The 15,675-nt window shown below is 57.2% G+C and carries 12 protein-coding genes; 5 read left to right on the plus strand and 7 right to left on the minus strand.

The window, feature by feature from the left end:
- Positions 1–30 precede the first annotated feature (30 nt).
- Both wecB and KYG_RS10580 read right to left on the minus strand, forming a co-directional pair.
- On the minus strand, positions 31–1,200 hold the full coding sequence (wecB, locus tag KYG_RS10575; protein WP_008904885.1) for a non-hydrolyzing UDP-N-acetylglucosamine 2-epimerase: 1,170 nt from the start codon (positions 1,198–1,200) through the stop codon (positions 31–33).
- Between the two features lie 343 nt (positions 1,201–1,543).
- Complete coding sequence (locus KYG_RS10580; RefSeq protein ID WP_008904886.1) at positions 1,544–2,536, minus strand: DNA-binding protein; 993 nt, start codon at positions 2,534–2,536, stop codon at positions 1,544–1,546.
- Positions 2,537–2,665: 129 nt separating this feature from the next.
- Here KYG_RS10580 and KYG_RS10585 point away from each other — a divergent pair, with 129 nt between their 5' ends.
- A complete protein-coding gene (locus KYG_RS10585) occupies positions 2,666–3,718 on the plus strand; it encodes a site-specific integrase (protein ID WP_034694064.1) in 1,053 nt (350 codons plus the stop codon).
- 159 nt (positions 3,719–3,877) lie between these two features.
- Here KYG_RS10585 and KYG_RS10590 read toward each other — a convergent pair whose 3' ends face one another.
- The gene (locus KYG_RS10590; protein ID WP_008904888.1) at positions 3,878–4,789 is read right to left on the minus strand and encodes a TIR domain-containing protein; all 912 of its coding nucleotides are present in this window, start codon (positions 4,787–4,789) and stop codon (positions 3,878–3,880) included.
- Between the two features lie 19 nt (positions 4,790–4,808).
- Positions 4,809–5,678: a WYL domain-containing protein gene (locus KYG_RS10595; protein WP_008904889.1), complete on the minus strand. Its 870-nt coding sequence runs from the start codon at positions 5,676–5,678 to the stop codon at positions 4,809–4,811.
- A 100-nt stretch (positions 5,679–5,778) separates the two neighbouring features.
- On the opposite strand from KYG_RS10595, the gene KYG_RS10600 reads away from it, so the two are divergent.
- Together KYG_RS10600 and KYG_RS10605 are read left to right on the plus strand one after the other, a co-directional pair.
- Entirely contained in the window at positions 5,779–7,317 is a 1,539-nt protein-coding gene (locus tag KYG_RS10600; protein ID WP_008904890.1) for an adenylate/guanylate cyclase domain-containing protein, read from the plus strand.
- Between the two features lie 2 nt (positions 7,318–7,319).
- The gene (locus KYG_RS10605; RefSeq protein WP_139019356.1) at positions 7,320–8,099 is read left to right on the plus strand and encodes an E2 domain-associated cysteine-rich protein; all 780 of its coding nucleotides are present in this window, start codon (positions 7,320–7,322) and stop codon (positions 8,097–8,099) included.
- A gap of 175 nt (positions 8,100–8,274) precedes the next feature.
- Here KYG_RS10605 and KYG_RS10610 read toward each other — a convergent pair whose 3' ends face one another.
- A complete protein-coding gene (locus tag KYG_RS10610; protein ID WP_008904892.1) occupies positions 8,275–9,201 on the minus strand; it encodes a cation transporter in 927 nt (308 codons plus the stop codon).
- An 82-nt stretch (positions 9,202–9,283) separates the two neighbouring features.
- The gene (locus KYG_RS10615) at positions 9,284–10,822 is read right to left on the minus strand and encodes an IS3 family transposase (protein ID WP_008904893.1); all 1,539 of its coding nucleotides are present in this window, start codon (positions 10,820–10,822) and stop codon (positions 9,284–9,286) included.
- A 557-nt stretch (positions 10,823–11,379) separates the two neighbouring features.
- On the opposite strand from KYG_RS10615, the gene KYG_RS10620 reads away from it, so the two are divergent.
- Together KYG_RS10620 and KYG_RS10625 are read left to right on the plus strand one after the other, a co-directional pair.
- Entirely contained in the window at positions 11,380–13,605 is a 2,226-nt protein-coding gene (locus tag KYG_RS10620; protein WP_008904894.1) for a PhoX family phosphatase, read from the plus strand.
- Between the two features lie 112 nt (positions 13,606–13,717).
- A complete protein-coding gene (locus tag KYG_RS10625) occupies positions 13,718–14,566 on the plus strand; it encodes a winged helix-turn-helix domain-containing protein (RefSeq protein ID WP_160165345.1) in 849 nt (282 codons plus the stop codon).
- Between the two features lie 339 nt (positions 14,567–14,905).
- On the opposite strand, the gene phoU is transcribed toward KYG_RS10625, so the two are convergent.
- The gene (gene phoU, locus KYG_RS10630) at positions 14,906–15,670 is read right to left on the minus strand and encodes a phosphate signaling complex protein PhoU (RefSeq protein ID WP_008904896.1); all 765 of its coding nucleotides are present in this window, start codon (positions 15,668–15,670) and stop codon (positions 14,906–14,908) included.
- Positions 15,671–15,675: the final 5 nt, after the last annotated feature.

The raw sequence follows: 15,675 nt of genomic DNA on the forward strand, positions 1-15,675 counted from the left end.
ACCTGGATGGTTGTGGGGCCGCAAGCGCTGTCAGTCCGCCATGCAGAGCCGGTCTGCAATGTGCTGCGCCGTGTGGCCATCGCCAAACGGGCTGCTTTCCAGCTGCATGCTGCGGTATGCCCCATCGTCGCGCAGCAGGCGTGCCGCCTCAGTCACGATGCGGTGGATGTCTGTGCCAACCAGTACCGCACCACCAGCCTCCACAAGCTCCTGCCGCTCCGTGCTGTCGCGCGCAATCAGCACTGGCCGTTTTAGCGCAGAGGCTTCTTCCTGGATGCCGCCTGAATCCGTCAGCGTGAAGTAACAGCGTTGCAGCAGGCTGATGAGGGCAGGGTAGTCCATGGGATCGGTCAGGCACACGCGCTGGCGCAGCTCGTCCGGCAATGCGTCGATCACCGGCCTTACCGCCTGGCTGACCGCCGGGTTGGGGTGAAGCGGCCAGACCACAACCAGATCGCCATGGGCCGCCAGCAACTGCCCGATGGCAGTGGCGATGTTTCGTATGGGATCGCCCCAGTTCTCTCGGCGGTGGGCGGTCACCAACAGCAGCCGCTGGTTTGTTTGCTGGTTCAGAAACTCTGCGACCGTCGCTGGCACCACTGAAGGCCAACCGGAAGACAAGACGGATGGCGCGGACGATGCATTGGCCTGCAGGCGCTGCTGCGTCCAGCGCGCCGCGTCAATCACCGTATTGCCGACGACGGAGATACAGGCGTCTGCTATGCCTTCGCGCAAAAGGTTATCCCGGGTCCGTGCCGTCGGTGCGAAGTGCCAGTGGGCGAGCCGTGCTATCAGCTCCCGGTTCTTTTCCTCCGGGAACGGCTCGCGCGTGCCTGTGCGCAAACCCGCCTCGATGTGCGCGACCGGCTTGTCGTTGTAGTAGCCACTCAGGGCTCCGACCAGCGCAGACGTCGTGTCGCCCTGCACCAGCACCACATCTGGCTGGGTTTCGTCCACCAGCCTGTCCACCCCTTCGAGCAGCAGCGCTGTGAGGTCGCCCAACCTCGGTGTGCGCCGCTCCAGTGCCAGGCGCAGGTCTGGCCCCATGTCAAAAAACCGGTAAAGCACCTCAGCCACCTCCGCGTGCTGCCCGGTGTGGAGCACCACCACGCGATGGCCCCGCAGCTTCAGCTCGCGGTGCAGCGGTGCCATCTTGATGATCTCAGGGCGGGTGCCTAAACACGCAAGGTAAGTGGTCATGGGTTCTTTCAACGCAGCGGCGCTCGCGTTTTGTTGGGAGGCGTTGGAACCAGTCCAGACGGACTTTTCGGAAGGAAGACTTGGGAGAACGCCGCCACAGCAGGTGCCCCCAAGGCCGACGCATGGTGCGGTTGAGGGGCGTGGAGTGTCTGTTCGACACCGCACAGATTGCCGCATCACTTAGTTAACATAATATACATCGTATATATCATTACGTGGTTTCGCCAATCACTCCTCAATACGCAATCGTTTACGTAACTGAAGTTGTGTTTATTTTCAAAGAGAAGTTGTAACCTGACGTCAATTGGACGTACGTTTAAGGAGTCAGGCTCCTGCAGGTGATCTAGCGCTTGTGTCTGTTCCTTCGAGACCCGACTGCTGGCGTTGCTGTCTCGCTGTTCTTTGGTGGCAATCGATCCCGAAGCTCAGTGAGTACGGCATACGTGTCGTGGCGGCTCTCCTCAAACTTCGATTTCCAGGTGCTTGTCTCGTCCCGGGCCAGCTGAAGCTCTTTCGCCAGCTGGGCCTTATCCGCCTGTAGCAAGGTCAACTCAGCCTCCAGGGCTCTCATCTTCTCGGTTGCCTCTGCAAGTGCGCCGGCCGACTTTCTGTTGTCGACCTCCAGCTGCCCGGCCAGCTTCTTGGACTCGAGCCGTGCCCGGTCTACCTCGGTGTTGAGCCTGCGTTCGTTGGCGTGGGCGCGCTCTTCAAGCCCCAAGCGCTCCGCCCGGTGCTCGGCCTCTGCGCTTTCTTGGCGTTGCCGCTGTGCCTCCGTGGCCTGCTGAAGCTGGACGTTCTGGGTCCGAGCCTCATCTAGCTGGCTCTGGAATGCCTGCACCTGCGCATGCAATTCCCTGACTTGCCCGGCCATCTCTGTGATCTGAGCATCCTTGGCTTGCATGGCCACCTCAAAGGCCTCACTGCGGTCTTTAAGGCGCTGTCGCTCGTTATCGAGCTCCTGCTGAGCCTGTTTGATGGCCTCCGCTCGTTTATCCAGCTCAGCTTGTGCCTGGGCCATCGCCGCGGTCGCGCCATCTTGAGCGTGTTGAACCGCCCGTCCCCAAAGCGTCTTTGCGGCCCTCAGCACCGGGCCTGGCAGTTGCTCGCCTGGGTCTTCTGGTTGATCGAGTGCCTCCCCAGGGGTGAGCAGCCTCTTTGCCAAGGAGCTATACCATGAATCCAGCATGGGGCCTACGGTATTGGGTGATCCGCGACCGAGCTGCTGGCGCACCCGTTCAATCGTGGGACGCTCACCCTGATTCAGAACAGCGTCGGCGGCTGCCCAGACCTCCTCCATTTGCACACCACGCGGACCTCGAACAATTTTTGACTGCATCGCCCTACTCCACTACATTTTTACCAACGATAATCGATGCTTATCGTGATCTATCAACTATATTTGTTGTAAACAATACATCATATGTAGTTTTTATCAAAATTTGCCTTTACAACCTCGGTTTCAACCATGCGCCTGCCGTCTCTGAGAAATATCCCCTCGCTGGAGCCGTCCTCCCTGTCGCTTGTGACTGCGCAGGCCGTTGAAGAGTTGATGCGCGAGGGCGAGTCCTTGAACACGTTGGCCAGCTATCGCTCTGCGCTGCGCTATTGGGCTGCCTGGTTTGGCCTTCGGTACGGGCAAGGCATCACGCTACCGCTGCCTGCGAACGCCGTCCTGCAGTTCATCGTGGATCACGCACAGCGGACTACCACCGATGGCCTGGCTCACGAGCTACCGCCAGCAATTGACCAAGCGCTGGTGGATGCGGGATTCAAAGGCAAGCCAGGCCCAATGGCGCTCAATACCTTGATCCATCGGATTGCCGTGCTGTCCAAGGCGCATCAGCTCCGAGAACTAAAAAATCCTTGCCAGGACCCCAAAGTCCGCGAGCTGCTGGCCAAGACTCGGCGGGCCTACGGCAAACGTGGCGCGCTTCCGCAGAAGAAAGATGCGCTGACCAAGGACCCATTGATGGCCATCCTCGACACCTGCGACGAATCACTCAAGGGCATCCGTGACCGCGCCCTCCTCCTCTTTGCCTGGGCATCGGGCGGGCGCCGCCGATCAGAAGTGACGGGGGCGACGATGAAGAATCTTCACCGGGTGGGGCCCAGCAGCTTCACCTACACCCTCGCCTATTCCAAAAGCAACCAGACTGCAGCGGATCGTCCGGAGAACGTGAAACCTCTGGCGGGCATTGCGGGCGAAGCGCTGCAGGCATGGTTAACAGCTTCGGGCATCGTGGACGGTGCAATATTCAGGCAGGTCAGGAAAGGCGGACACCTTGGAGAACCCCTCTCCCCTGCCGCCGTGCGAGATATTGTTCGCGAGCGCGCAAAACTTGCCGGGCTACCGGAGGTGTTTTCTGCACATTCGCTGCGGTCTGGATTTGTGACCGAGGCTGCTGTTCAGAAGGTGCCGTTGGCGGACACCATGGCAATGACAGGACATCGAAGTGTGGCTAGCGTCGTCGGGTACTACCGTCCGTCGAAAGACAATCCGGCAACCAAATTACTTTAGCTTGTTGGCAGAATTTTTCCCTGAACGAAGTTCAGTTGCAGCACGGCCTCCCTCAGATCCCTGACGCATTGCTAAGTCCTTTAAACGCATCTATTTTTTAATTGCCGGGCTTAAGTAGTTTGATTTTTAATTCTACTTGAGTGGCAAATTTTCAAAATATTAGTCGCGCCCAATACTGCCGAGCTTTTGAATGTGTTCTCGCAATTTATCGCAAGCAGGTCCAAACTTGTGTGGTGACGATTCGTCGAAGTCGTATCGAATTGTCGTTAGGCCAGCAAGATCGCTGGGTAACTTTATGCGGACACCCTTTGGCTCCATCAATATAGCCCGATTTCTCCCAAGACGACCCATAAATAAGCCGAGCTCGAATATCACGTTGTCCCTCGGCGCTGGCCAATCTTGGTCTCTACTCTCCACTCGGTCCTCCCCGTGAGCGATGGCAACAGCAAAATCGCATTGATCGAGTTCCGAAACTAGGTCGTCAATGGTGTAGTTTGCAATTTTGAAAACGCCTTGGTGCCACGGGATGGTATTGAAATCATCATGTTCGAACTGCGCTTGTAGAGCACGTACAATTTTTATATTTTCGGATGTCGATATAACAAACAACCGTATTTTCTCGCGCGCCTCTGCAACCATCATGTTGCGCTCCAAAAGACGCTTGGAGAGCACTTGCGCCATGGTTCTCCAGATATCTGGGAAGTCTTTGGCAACCTCAGTTAGTTGCGGCTCGGTCAGCTTGGCGACAACTGTCGACTCAGTTGCCCTAACGGTTGCAGAGCGCTTTTGAAGTGGCTCCACCGCGGCCATTTCACCCACCGAATCACCAGCGACCCGTGAACGAATCTTTTTGTGGTTTATGATGATGTCGCAAGCACCATGCAGAATGAAGTACAAGTCATTATCTTCCGCATCCTGCTCGATAATGGTGTCGCCGGCCTGGAGCTCCATTGGGACGGCGATATCAGCAAGTCTCTCTGCAAGCTGCTCATTGCCCGCGACCATGCGCTGTCGCTTAAGCAATTCGACACGAAGACGGCGGCCTTGCTCACCCTTTAATTTTTCAATCATATTTCCTTCTCCTATATAACTATACGTCCTGCAATGCCTTCCTGAATTCCTCCCCATTCATCATGCGCAGTGGTGTAGCCGCAGGCTTTCCTTCAATTTCAGGTACATCCAATCTTAGGATTTTCTCAAAGTAGAAAAGTAGCGCTTTCCGTACGCGTATTGACATTTTTCCGTCAATCATTCCATAGTCTTCTGCAATTCCCTTCTTCTGAAATTCTGTCAATTTCGGGTTCGGACATATCAAGACTTCAAACAATTCATTCCAAGACTTGTCATCCACGACAAGGCCTTCGGCGGGTCCAATGTTTTTGGCTTCCTCACACCGGGATAGTAAGAAATCTCGGTATGCACTGGCTTTGCTGCAGTATGCCCTGACGTGCCACCTTGCTCCATCATTAACCAGCGAATGAGGCGATAACCTCCGCCAAGTTTTTTCTGTGTTTTCCTTATTCATGGATTGATAGAGAACCTCCACCGAGCGGGTTTCACGTATAGCAGTTACGAGACTTCGCAGAACGTCAGATTTGACGCGCCTTGAGGGAAGGGGCATTACTGCAACACTCGGCGTGCTCCCCAGCCATGAATCGACCAATCGCACTCTGTCTTCAGCTGCATCGCGCAGATGGACCAAATAGCTCTCAGCGCTTAAATCCAAAAACACCGGGCGAAAATCCGGCGTACTCACATACCGCTTCTCACTGGCGTCGTACACCAAGTTTGAAGGAGCCGTTAGCTGGTATGCACCGATGTCCGCCGAGGCCTGTGGGACAGACACCCCGAATTTTTCAGTTATGTCCGCGCGGCGGATGCCTCCCTCCCAGTAGAGACGGAACTCGATGAACTCCAGGCGCCGCTCGGCACCCCAGCGAATTTTTTCAGCAGACGGCATGATGAGAATAGTTACTTGACGGGTTTAGAATGTAGACCCATAATTTAACTATACGCATCGGACCCACCTTTGTCCACGCGGGTTACACGAGGAGACGACCATGAGCCACACCTGGAACAGTGACCGAGCCAAAGCCCACATCGAGAAAAAGATGGACGACGTGGAGACGGTAAACATCAAGAAGTACGGCCGCGACATGTCCTTGGAGTCGATACCGACCAACACCGCATATCGTGTGGATGGGGTGCACATGTACGCCGACATCCTGAATCTGAAAGCCATGCTGAACGAAACGGCGGTCGAGGGCACTGACTGCCACAAGCGCACCTTGCGCTTCCTGGACCAACACTACCGGGCTGTCAGCCGCATTTTCAAGCGCGTGGATGCCCGCCGCGTGGACTTCCACAATCAGCGACTGCACAGCCTCTTTACGAAGCCCTATAACTCTGAAACAGGTGCCGAAAAAAAACGCGTTCAGCGAGCCGTAGCCACGGCGCAACTGATGATTGACGTTCTCGCGGAGACGAAAGACGACGATGCGAAGCTGCCTGGCGCAGTTGTGCGCGTGGGCATTGATACTGGCGAGACGTTGGCTGTGAACAATGGGCGCAATGGCTACCGTGAGCCGCTGTTTCTGGGAGATGCTGCGAACCACGCTGCGAAGCTGGCCAGCAACCTGTCGACCAAGGGCATCTACCTCACGAATGCAGCACGCAAAGTGCTTGGCCTAGATGAGGAGGACGCACCTGAGAAAGTCGCACTCACGAAGGATGAAATTCAAGCATGCCAAGACGCGGCAGCGCTTGACGTCACCGCTGAGACAATCGTGAAGGAGTGGCGCGAGGACCTCAAGAACAATCCTCTCGGTTCCTTCGAGTTCAAGCGCCACACGCCGCCCTTCTCGACGATGGATATCGCGTCACTTACGCCGGGAAACTCTCGTCGCCAGGAAGCCGTGAGCATCTACGCAGACATCGATGGATTCACTGCTTACGTGGCGGACAACATCGAGTCGAATGCTGAAGATGTGGTCCGAGTACTGCACGTACTCAGGGCCGAACTTGAACGCGTGCTCACGACCGAGTTTGAAGGCCGGCGTGTGCGCTTTATTGGCGATTGCGTCCATGGCTTGATTTGCGAAGGAACCGCGGCTATCACCGACATCCAAGAAACCATCTCCGAAGCCACGCGGCTGGCTGGGGGCTTTCGCAGCAGCTTCGACCTTGCGCTCGAACTGTTGAAGGAAAAGGGGTACTTCTCCGGCGAGCTTGGCCTAGCTATTGGATTTGAGTACGGCCCGATGACCGTGACGCGTCTTGGAGTCAAAGGCACACGTGTGCGGTGCTCTGTAAGCCGCGGTGTGCTGGCGTCCGAAGATGAGCAGGTCCGGTGTAATGGGTCGGAAACAGCCATTGGCCAGAGCGCATATGACGAGGCGTCTGACCCCGTGAAGAAGATTTTCGGTAGCAAGCGCAAGGCGGCAAACCTTGACTACCTTGAAGTCACGGAAGCCCTTGCGGACAGCGGCGACAAGTCTGCCAGCAGTGCGCGCGCCCTCGGAACGCCCGCGAGGACACCGGCAATCGCGAGGGCGCAAGAGAAGGTCGTGCGCCCTTACTGCGGCACAACGGAGGCCTGATGATGAGTTCGGCGGTGGACTTCATCGTGGCGCTGGCACCCCAGTACAACGCTGCGGTTGAACGCATTGCCGCCGGCGTCATCCTCAGGTTCTCACTCAGTCTGAGCGATGGCCGGACTGTGCCATACGCTATCAAAGCCATTGAGAATGGTTTGGTGGTGTCTGCCAGAGAGCTCACGCCTACTAATCTTCCGTCGTTTTGCCCTCAGCGTCACGTTAACTACGATGGCTCGTTCTGCCTGTACTGGCGGGGCGCTGCCACACTTGACGTCGTCGACGAAGCCACTGCGGCTGAGTGGTGGGACACCCTTTGGAAATACCTAACTTTGCAGGTACGAGCTCAGAAGGTCAGGCGGTGGCCCAACGATAGCGAGTGGGCTCATGGTCTAGCGGCCCAGTATCAGTTTGCCGCGGAGACCTCCGCCGCTGTATTGAGCGTCGACTTCGCAACTGCGCTCAAAGAGAAGCGACTCCACGTCGTTCGGCGCAGGAAGATTTACAAACTCTACATGGATGGTGTGCACATCTTCAGTGTGTGGTGTGCGTCGAAGAAAGTAGTCAATCAAAAGCAACGCTGCTTCTGCGGGTCAAGTGGGAGAAAGCGGCCGAAGAGGATTCGCCGTTGTGGCGAGCATGCAGCCGCAGCTTCGACTCTGGCCATAGCGTTGGTTGGTTGGGAAGTTGAGGAGGCATCGTTCTGGAAGTCGTTTGAAGGGAAAGCCTGTTGCAATAGTTGCGATGACTGCCCTCTGAAATCCCCAAGTACCCCGAAAACCGAGTAGGAAAGATCATGAGCACCCCGAATGAGCGATTAGTCACTGCGCAATGGATTTTGGAGCGCAACCTCGGATGGGTAGCGGCAGCCGAGATTAAGGTTGGAGCAATCACGGCCGTTGACAGTAAGCGGCCGGCCATCCCACCTTGGCTAGGCATCGGTGTGGGATGCCGCTAGATTGGCTATCGGAGGTTCAGGATGCGCCGGGCACCGCTGAGCACTATCAGCGCAATGACTGCGCCAATCACGAGGTCAGGGTACGAGGAGCCCGTCCAAGCGACCAAAACACCAGCGACTATCACCCCCGCGTTTGCGATCACATCATTCGCAGAAAAAATGTAGCTTGCCGTCATGTGGGCGCCCCGATCCCGCTTCTTGGCGATCAGCACCAGGCAGGTGACGTTGGCGATCAATGCGACCAGCCCGATACTCATCATGAGCATGGACGCCGGCTCACTTCCCACAACTGCCCGCCGAACGACCTCCAAAAGCGCGCCAAGCGCAAGCACGACTTGCAACCAACCAGCGATGTGCGCTGCCTTCATCTTCAAGGCGGCGGCGCGGCCCACCGCATAGAGCGCCAGTCCGTAGACCGCCGCATCGGCGAACATGTCAAGCGAGTCCGCTATGAGACCTGTGGACTGGGCGATCAGGCCAACGATCAACTCAAAGACAAACATCGCACCGTTGATAGCGAGCAGCAGCTTTAAGGTCCGAGCCTCAGAGGCATTCCCCTCTGCGTCTGGGGCCGTAGACTCGTCGCTTTGCACGCTGTCCAACACTTGCGCGCCGAGGTTGAGAGGGATGAGACGGCCCAGCAGCTCTTGCGTACTTCCCCCATGCTGCACGGTGAGTACACGGTCCTTCAGATCGAAGTCCAGTGCCGCAACAGCCGACGCATCGGCCAGCGCCATCCGAATGAGATTCTCCTCCGACGGGCAATCCATCTTCGGCACGGAGAAACGCGTCTTCCACTGCCCGCCTTCGGTGCGCCTCTCGCTTGTCAGCAGAACCGCACCCAAGTTCAGGGGCGTCAGCTTCTGGGCGATCCTGGCGGGCTCGCCCGAGTGCACCACCCGGAGCTGCCGATGGGCCAGATCGAAGGTCATCGGCCCAACCCCGGTCAGACCACCTGTTGATTTCCACGCAAACCTAACCCACCGGGGGTGCGGATAAAAACTTGGACTGGTTTTATGCCGCAAGTCCAAGGCTCACCCGGTATTCGATCGGGCTGAGGGCCCCCAGGGAGATCTTGATCCGCTTCTCGTTGTACCAACGGATGTAGTCGTCGAGCACCTCAATGAACTGCTCAACTGTGACGCTCTTCCAGTCCCGAGGATAGAACAGTTCATTCTTCAACCGACCGAAGAAGCCCTCGCACGCTGCGTTGTCAGGCGAGCAGGCCTTGCGGGACATCGAGCGGGTGAGCTTGGCCTCGCTCATTCTGGATAGCCAGCCAGGCCAGCGGTAGTGACCTCCGCGGTCTGAGTGGACCACTGGTCGATCGCTTGTCTCTGTGACGGTCTCGATGGCTGCATCCAGCATGGTGTTGACCAGCTCTGCATCCGGACTCGTGCCGATGGTCCAGCTCACCACCATCCCGTCGAAGCAATCGATGATCGGCGACAGGTAGACCTTGCCTGCAGGGATCTGGAACTCCGTGATGTCGGTCAGCCATTTCTTGTTGGGGGCTGCTGCCTGGAAGTCACGGTTGATGATGTTCTCTGGTGCCGGGCTGATCTCGCCCAGGTAAGACGCATACCGACGCCTCTTGGGTTTTGCAACGACCAGGCTCTCTTGCTTCATCAGCCGCTGTATCACCTTCTCGGAGATCGGGCCTTGCTCTCTGGCCAGTGAGGCTTGCAGCCTGCGGTAGCCATAGCAGCGGTGATTGGACTCGAAGATCTCGGTGATGGACTGGCGCACCCTCACGTACTTGTCTCCGATTGCCGCGCGGGCTCGATGGTAGAAGTACGAGCTACGCGCAAGACCCAACTGTGCAAGGAGCTCTGGCAGGCCATAGTGCTCCCTGAGGGCGTCAATCAGCAGTGTCTTCTCCCGGTTGGACAGGAGCTGCAGATCGACGCCCAGGCCTTTTTTTAACAGTTCATTGGCCTTGTTCAAGAGGTCCTGCTCAAGGCGCAGTTGCCTGACTTCGTGGCGCAGTATCTCAACTTGGCGCTCGAGCTCTTCACGCTCTTGCGCCTGCGGTGATCGATCGGTGTGTTTCATTGATGCGGGTGCCTCACGCCCCAGAAGCTGGTTCTTCCAGTTGTACAACGTTGGCCGGCACACGCCGAGCCTGTCGGCAACAGCCTGTGCACTTTCCTGCCGGGTGCAAAGCTCCATCACTCCCGCGTGCTTCAAGCTCTCGGGATATCTTCGCTGGCCCACACTGCCGACAAGGGCCATCCTGGCTTCAGGGAATGCCTCGCGGACCCACTTGGTTAGCGTTCCACGCCCTGGATAGCCCAGCGCCCTCATGGTGGCAGCGATGCATCGATCATGTGTGAGGTAGTGCTCGATGGCCGCTGCCTTCTGGCCCTGCGAGAACTTCGGCTCCCGACGGGCATATCCCAGCGGCAGGTCGAGCCGCTGCTGATACTCGCGGTACCACCCCTTCAATGCATTCTTGGTTGGGTAACCCAGCTGACGGATGGTCGGGCTGGTGCGTTTGCCGAGCTTGATGTAGAGCTCAACGGCTCGGATTCGGTCTTCGTAGGAATACATGAACTACCTTCTAGTAGTCCAAGTTTTCGTCCGCACCCCCTCCTGGCGGTTAGTGGGTCACTTCTGCGTGGAAATCAACAGTAGCTGGGCACTCTCTTACAGACTACTTGCTTCCAGCGGGCTCATGCTGCCGATCAAGTTCTCCACCGTTCAGGACCAACAGTCAAGTTGCTCGAAAAGCGGAACTTAGCGTTCAACTAGGTCTGCACACGCAATTGGCAATCCACGTTCATTCTGGGGGCTAGCGCTAGCCGGTGGACAGCGCATACCGCGATTGGCAGGAATACATCGCGATAGCTCTGGGTACCGATCCGCGCAACTCGTTTGCCTCAATTGCCAAAGATGTGATCTCCATTCCCGCAAGCAACTTCGGGTTCGCGAGTTGCTGACGGTTTGCTTCCGGACAAATGAGATACGAAGAATTGCACTACAGCACGCTTAATTCTAGGTTCCTTGCAGAAGCTTGGGTGACTGCCGGAACTTGATTTGGAAGGTCACATAGCCGTCATACACCCCTCTTAAATTCGACACTTCCAAATATCTAAAAGGATAGTGCGATGAAGAAGCTCAGCGATACGGCCACCATTGATTTCAATGACGAGAACTCAAACACGTCCAGCAATCCCACCTTCGATTCGGTCCTGGCAGCGCGCCTGAGCCGTCGCGGTCTGCTGCGCGGAAGCGTGGGCACGATGGGTACGGCATTGCTCGGCAGCTTCGCCGTGGCTGCCTGTGGTGGTGGAGATGACGAAGTGGTCGCGGCTCCTGGGGAAACGCTGCTTGGGTTTAATGCAGTTTCCAAAAGCCTGGCCGATGCGGTCATCGTGCCTGCGGGCTACACGGCCAGCGTGATTTATGCGCTGGGCGATCCGCTAAAGGCCACGACTCCCGCTTTCAAGAACGATGGAACCGACGCTGACTATGAAAACCGTGCGGGTGATCATCACGACGGCATGGAATGGTTTGGCCTGAGCGGCGATGGAAAGCTCTCTGCGTCCTCGACGGACCGCGGGCTGCTAGCCGTCAACCACGAAGCCACGACTGACGAAAAGCTAAGCTCATTCTTCATGCATGCCAATGGTGGCACCACCACGCTACCACGCCCCGCTAGCGAGATCGACAAAGAGGTAGCAGCCCATGGCATATCTGTCGTGGAAGTCAAGAAGACCTCTGGTAAATGGGCTACCGTACAGTCGTCGGCATTCAATTTCCGACTTACCGCATTGAGCGATATCGAAATCGCAGGTCCAGCACGCGGCAATGCGTTGATGGTCACGAAGTTCTCGCCCACCGGCACTAGAACCCGCGGCACGCTTAACAACTGTGGGACGGGTAAGACGCCCTGGGGCACATTCCTGACCGGTGAAGAGAACTGGTTTGGCTACTTCACCCGCGGGGCAGCAGACGATGCCGCTCGTGGCAACGACAAGAGCGTGACATCGCTCAAGCGCTATGGCCGCAACCAGGGCGCTGCGTCACGCCACGGGTGGGAAAGCGGTGGCACCGAGGACAAGTACGCGCGCTGGATCAACAGCAAGCTGGGCGCCTCTGCCGACGGAAGCGACGACTATCGCAACGAGATGAACGGCATGGGCTACATCGTCGAAATCGACGTTCTGGACAAGTCCCGGCCCGCGAAAAAGCGTACTTTCTTGGGCCGCTTTGCACATGAAAGCGCGGCATTCGGCACACCAGTGGTAGGTCAACCCTTGGTGGTGTACATGGGCGATGATGCCCGCAACGAATACGTCTACAAGTATGTCTCGACAGCCCTGTGGTCCGCTGCAGACGCCAACCCCGCTGATCGCATGGCGACCGGCGACAAGTACCTGGACAACGGTAAGCTGTACGTCGCCAAGTACAACGCTGACGGCTCTGGGCAATGGATTGAGTTGTCGCTGGCCAATCCTTTGATCGCCAACTACGCAGGCTACAAGTTCGCCGATCAAGCCGACATCGTGGTGAACGCACGTATTGCAGGCGACGCGGTAGGAGCCACCAAGATGGACCGCCCTGAATGGGGTGGCGTGAACCCCGCCAACGGCGAGATTTACCAGACCCTGACCAACAACAGCAACCGCCGTGTCGAGCCTTCTGGCTCGACGCAGTTGGCTCCCGATGCCTCCAATCCTCGTGTCTACACCGACATGAAAGGCTCAACTGCACAGCCTGGTAACCCCAACGGCCACCTGCTGCGCATGAAGGAAGGCAGTGCAGGCGGCGCAGCGACCACATTCACTTGGGACATCTACCTGTTCGGCGCCGAGGCCGGCGCCGACAAGGGAGTGGTGAACATCTCCAGCCTGACAGCTGATCAGGACTTCTCCAGCCCGGACGGTCTGGTCTTCAGTCCCTCCACGGGCATCTGCTGGATCCAGACCGATGATGGAGCGTACACCGATGTCACAAACAACATGATGCTGGCAGCTATCCCTGGTCGGGTGGGCGACGGCGGCAAAAAGACCTTGAGTTTCACCAAGGCCGATGGCAGCAAGCTTGATGTCGTCACCGCAGTAGGCAAGGCCCCTACCCCATCGACGCTCAAACGCTTTCTCGTGGGACCTGTCGGATGTGAAATTACAGGTCTGTGCGAAACGCCCGATGGAAAAACCATGTTCATCAACATTCAGCACCCGGGCGAGAACACCCTGCACGCCAACATCGGTGACCCTGCCAAATACACAAGCCAATGGCCAACTAACGCCGGCTATGGTCCCGGCAAGCGACCACGTTCTGCAACCATCGTGATCACCAAGAACGACGGTGGCCGCATCGGTAGTTGATCAGGCATTGATCTTTGTCAGATAGGGCTGGGCCATGCAGATGGGCCAGCCCTCTAAGAAATGGTGGTCTCTCCGGCATGACGAGCCGATCTACCTGTGATCGCTGGGTAAGGTGACCAAAAGTGATCCTTTTGCGAGGTTTGACCTGATGAATGCGCGAACTCTTCCGCGAAGCGTCCTTGTCATTGAAGGCGAGACTTTGGCGAGGCAAATGGTTGTCGCGTGCATGCTACGGCACGGTTTTACCGTTTTCCAAGTAGCTGATCCTTCAGCGGCGAAGGATTGTCTGTGCGGAATCAAACCTGACATCATTCTAGTCAATTGGATCTTTGCTGGCATGGGTGCACTGCCACTGATCCGGAGTCTTCGCGCCTCGCTCGCCCACCACCATACGCCTGTGATCGGAATAGCCCAAGACGCCGGAGAAAACGAGGTAATCGATGCGCTGGAATCAGGTGCCGATGATTTTTTGATCAGACCTTTTTCTCCCGCCATGTTGATGGCCAGAACAATGGCTGTTTTGCGCCGGCGCGCTCCTGAGATTTCAGACCGTGAGTTGACCATCGATGCACTAACGCTGAGTCCGACTCGACACGAAGTCACCTGCGTGGTCGGAGACAGGGAGGTTCGTGTAGACATCAGTCCTACGGAGTTTCGGATGCTGTACTTCTTCATGAGCAAGCCGGAAGTGGCACATACCAGACAGGAAATCCGAAACCGAGTTTGGAGTGGAGATCAGACAGTCGATGAGCGAACGGTCGATGCTCACATCAAGCGCCTCCGGACAGCGCTTTCACCTTCTGGAATGGATTTCATGATCCAGACGGTCAGGTCTGTGGGCTATCGGCTTTCAAGCAATCCCTTGGTCAGCGATTCGAGCGAGGCGAGCCCTCTACCGGCTTCATCGGTGCAAAGGACAAAGGCTGTGAGTCGTCGGGAGCCCGCGTTCGCATCCCGGTGACGGCTCGCACGCCGCGCAACATATCATCCAGACGACAGTCCGGCCCCGGTACCAATTACCATGGTCTGCTGGTACGTGGCACGCCCCCACGCGTTGAAAGACATGCGGAAAGTGGTTGGCCCCGCGTTTGCAGTGGCACGGAAGAAGCATAGAAGACTGATCGCCCTCCTCGCCAACCGAAGACGCGACCCTGCCCTGAAAAATTCACCGAATTCTTCGCTACCATGCCCCTCCCTGCGCTCGCTCGCAGGCTCGCATCATTGTCGCGCCTCCTGGGCGGTGTTCAATCTTCAGCTTACGCCGCCCGGCTATTTTTGCAAAATGAAGAGGGCGAGTTCGTTATCGACGCGTAAGGACAGCAGGTTCCGCGTTCTTCTCCTCTGATAACAGCCCTTGCGGTGGAAGCGCTGCGTGCTGCAGGCGGCCTGCGGCACTGGCATGCCTTACATCCAATCCCTTGGCGGCATAGACCGTGAACTCGGCCAGGTTACTGGCATGGGCTCCAATGCGTTCGATGGCCTTGGCTGCAAACAGCAGGTCCAGGCCCGCTGGAATGCTGCGGCTGTCGCTTGCCATGTGACTGATCATGGATCGTATGAAGCCATCAATCGCTGTTTTGATTGCCAGGTCTTCGGCGAGCGAGTTCAAGGCAGAGGATGCGTCCATCCGCGCAAGTGCATCCAGGGATTTGCTCAGTTGCTCCGAGGCAAGCTCCCCGGAGAGCCGCAGACCGGATGTAGGAAGTTCCTGGCTGCAGCTGTGACTGCGCATTGACCTTGCCATGCACGCGATCTTCACCGCTTCGTCACCCGCGCGTTCAAGATTGGCCGTGGCTTTTGACAACGCCATGAGCAGCCGCAGGTCAACAGCTATTGGTTGCCTGCGCGTAATGATGGCGCACACTTCGCGGTCAATTTCCAGTTCCATGAGGTTGACATCCTGCTCCCTCCTGAGAACCCTCTCGACCACAGCTGGCGTAGGAAACGCCAAACAGTACAGTGCCTGAGAAACTTGATTCTCCACCAACCCACCCATGTTAAGCACGTGACGGGTCAGCCCCTCAAGCTCGGCGTCAAACCGATGATTCAGGTGCTGCACAGACATTGGTG

This window comes from Acidovorax sp. NO-1 (assembly GCF_000238595.1).
Classification (GTDB): domain Bacteria; phylum Pseudomonadota; class Gammaproteobacteria; order Burkholderiales; family Burkholderiaceae_C; genus Acidovorax.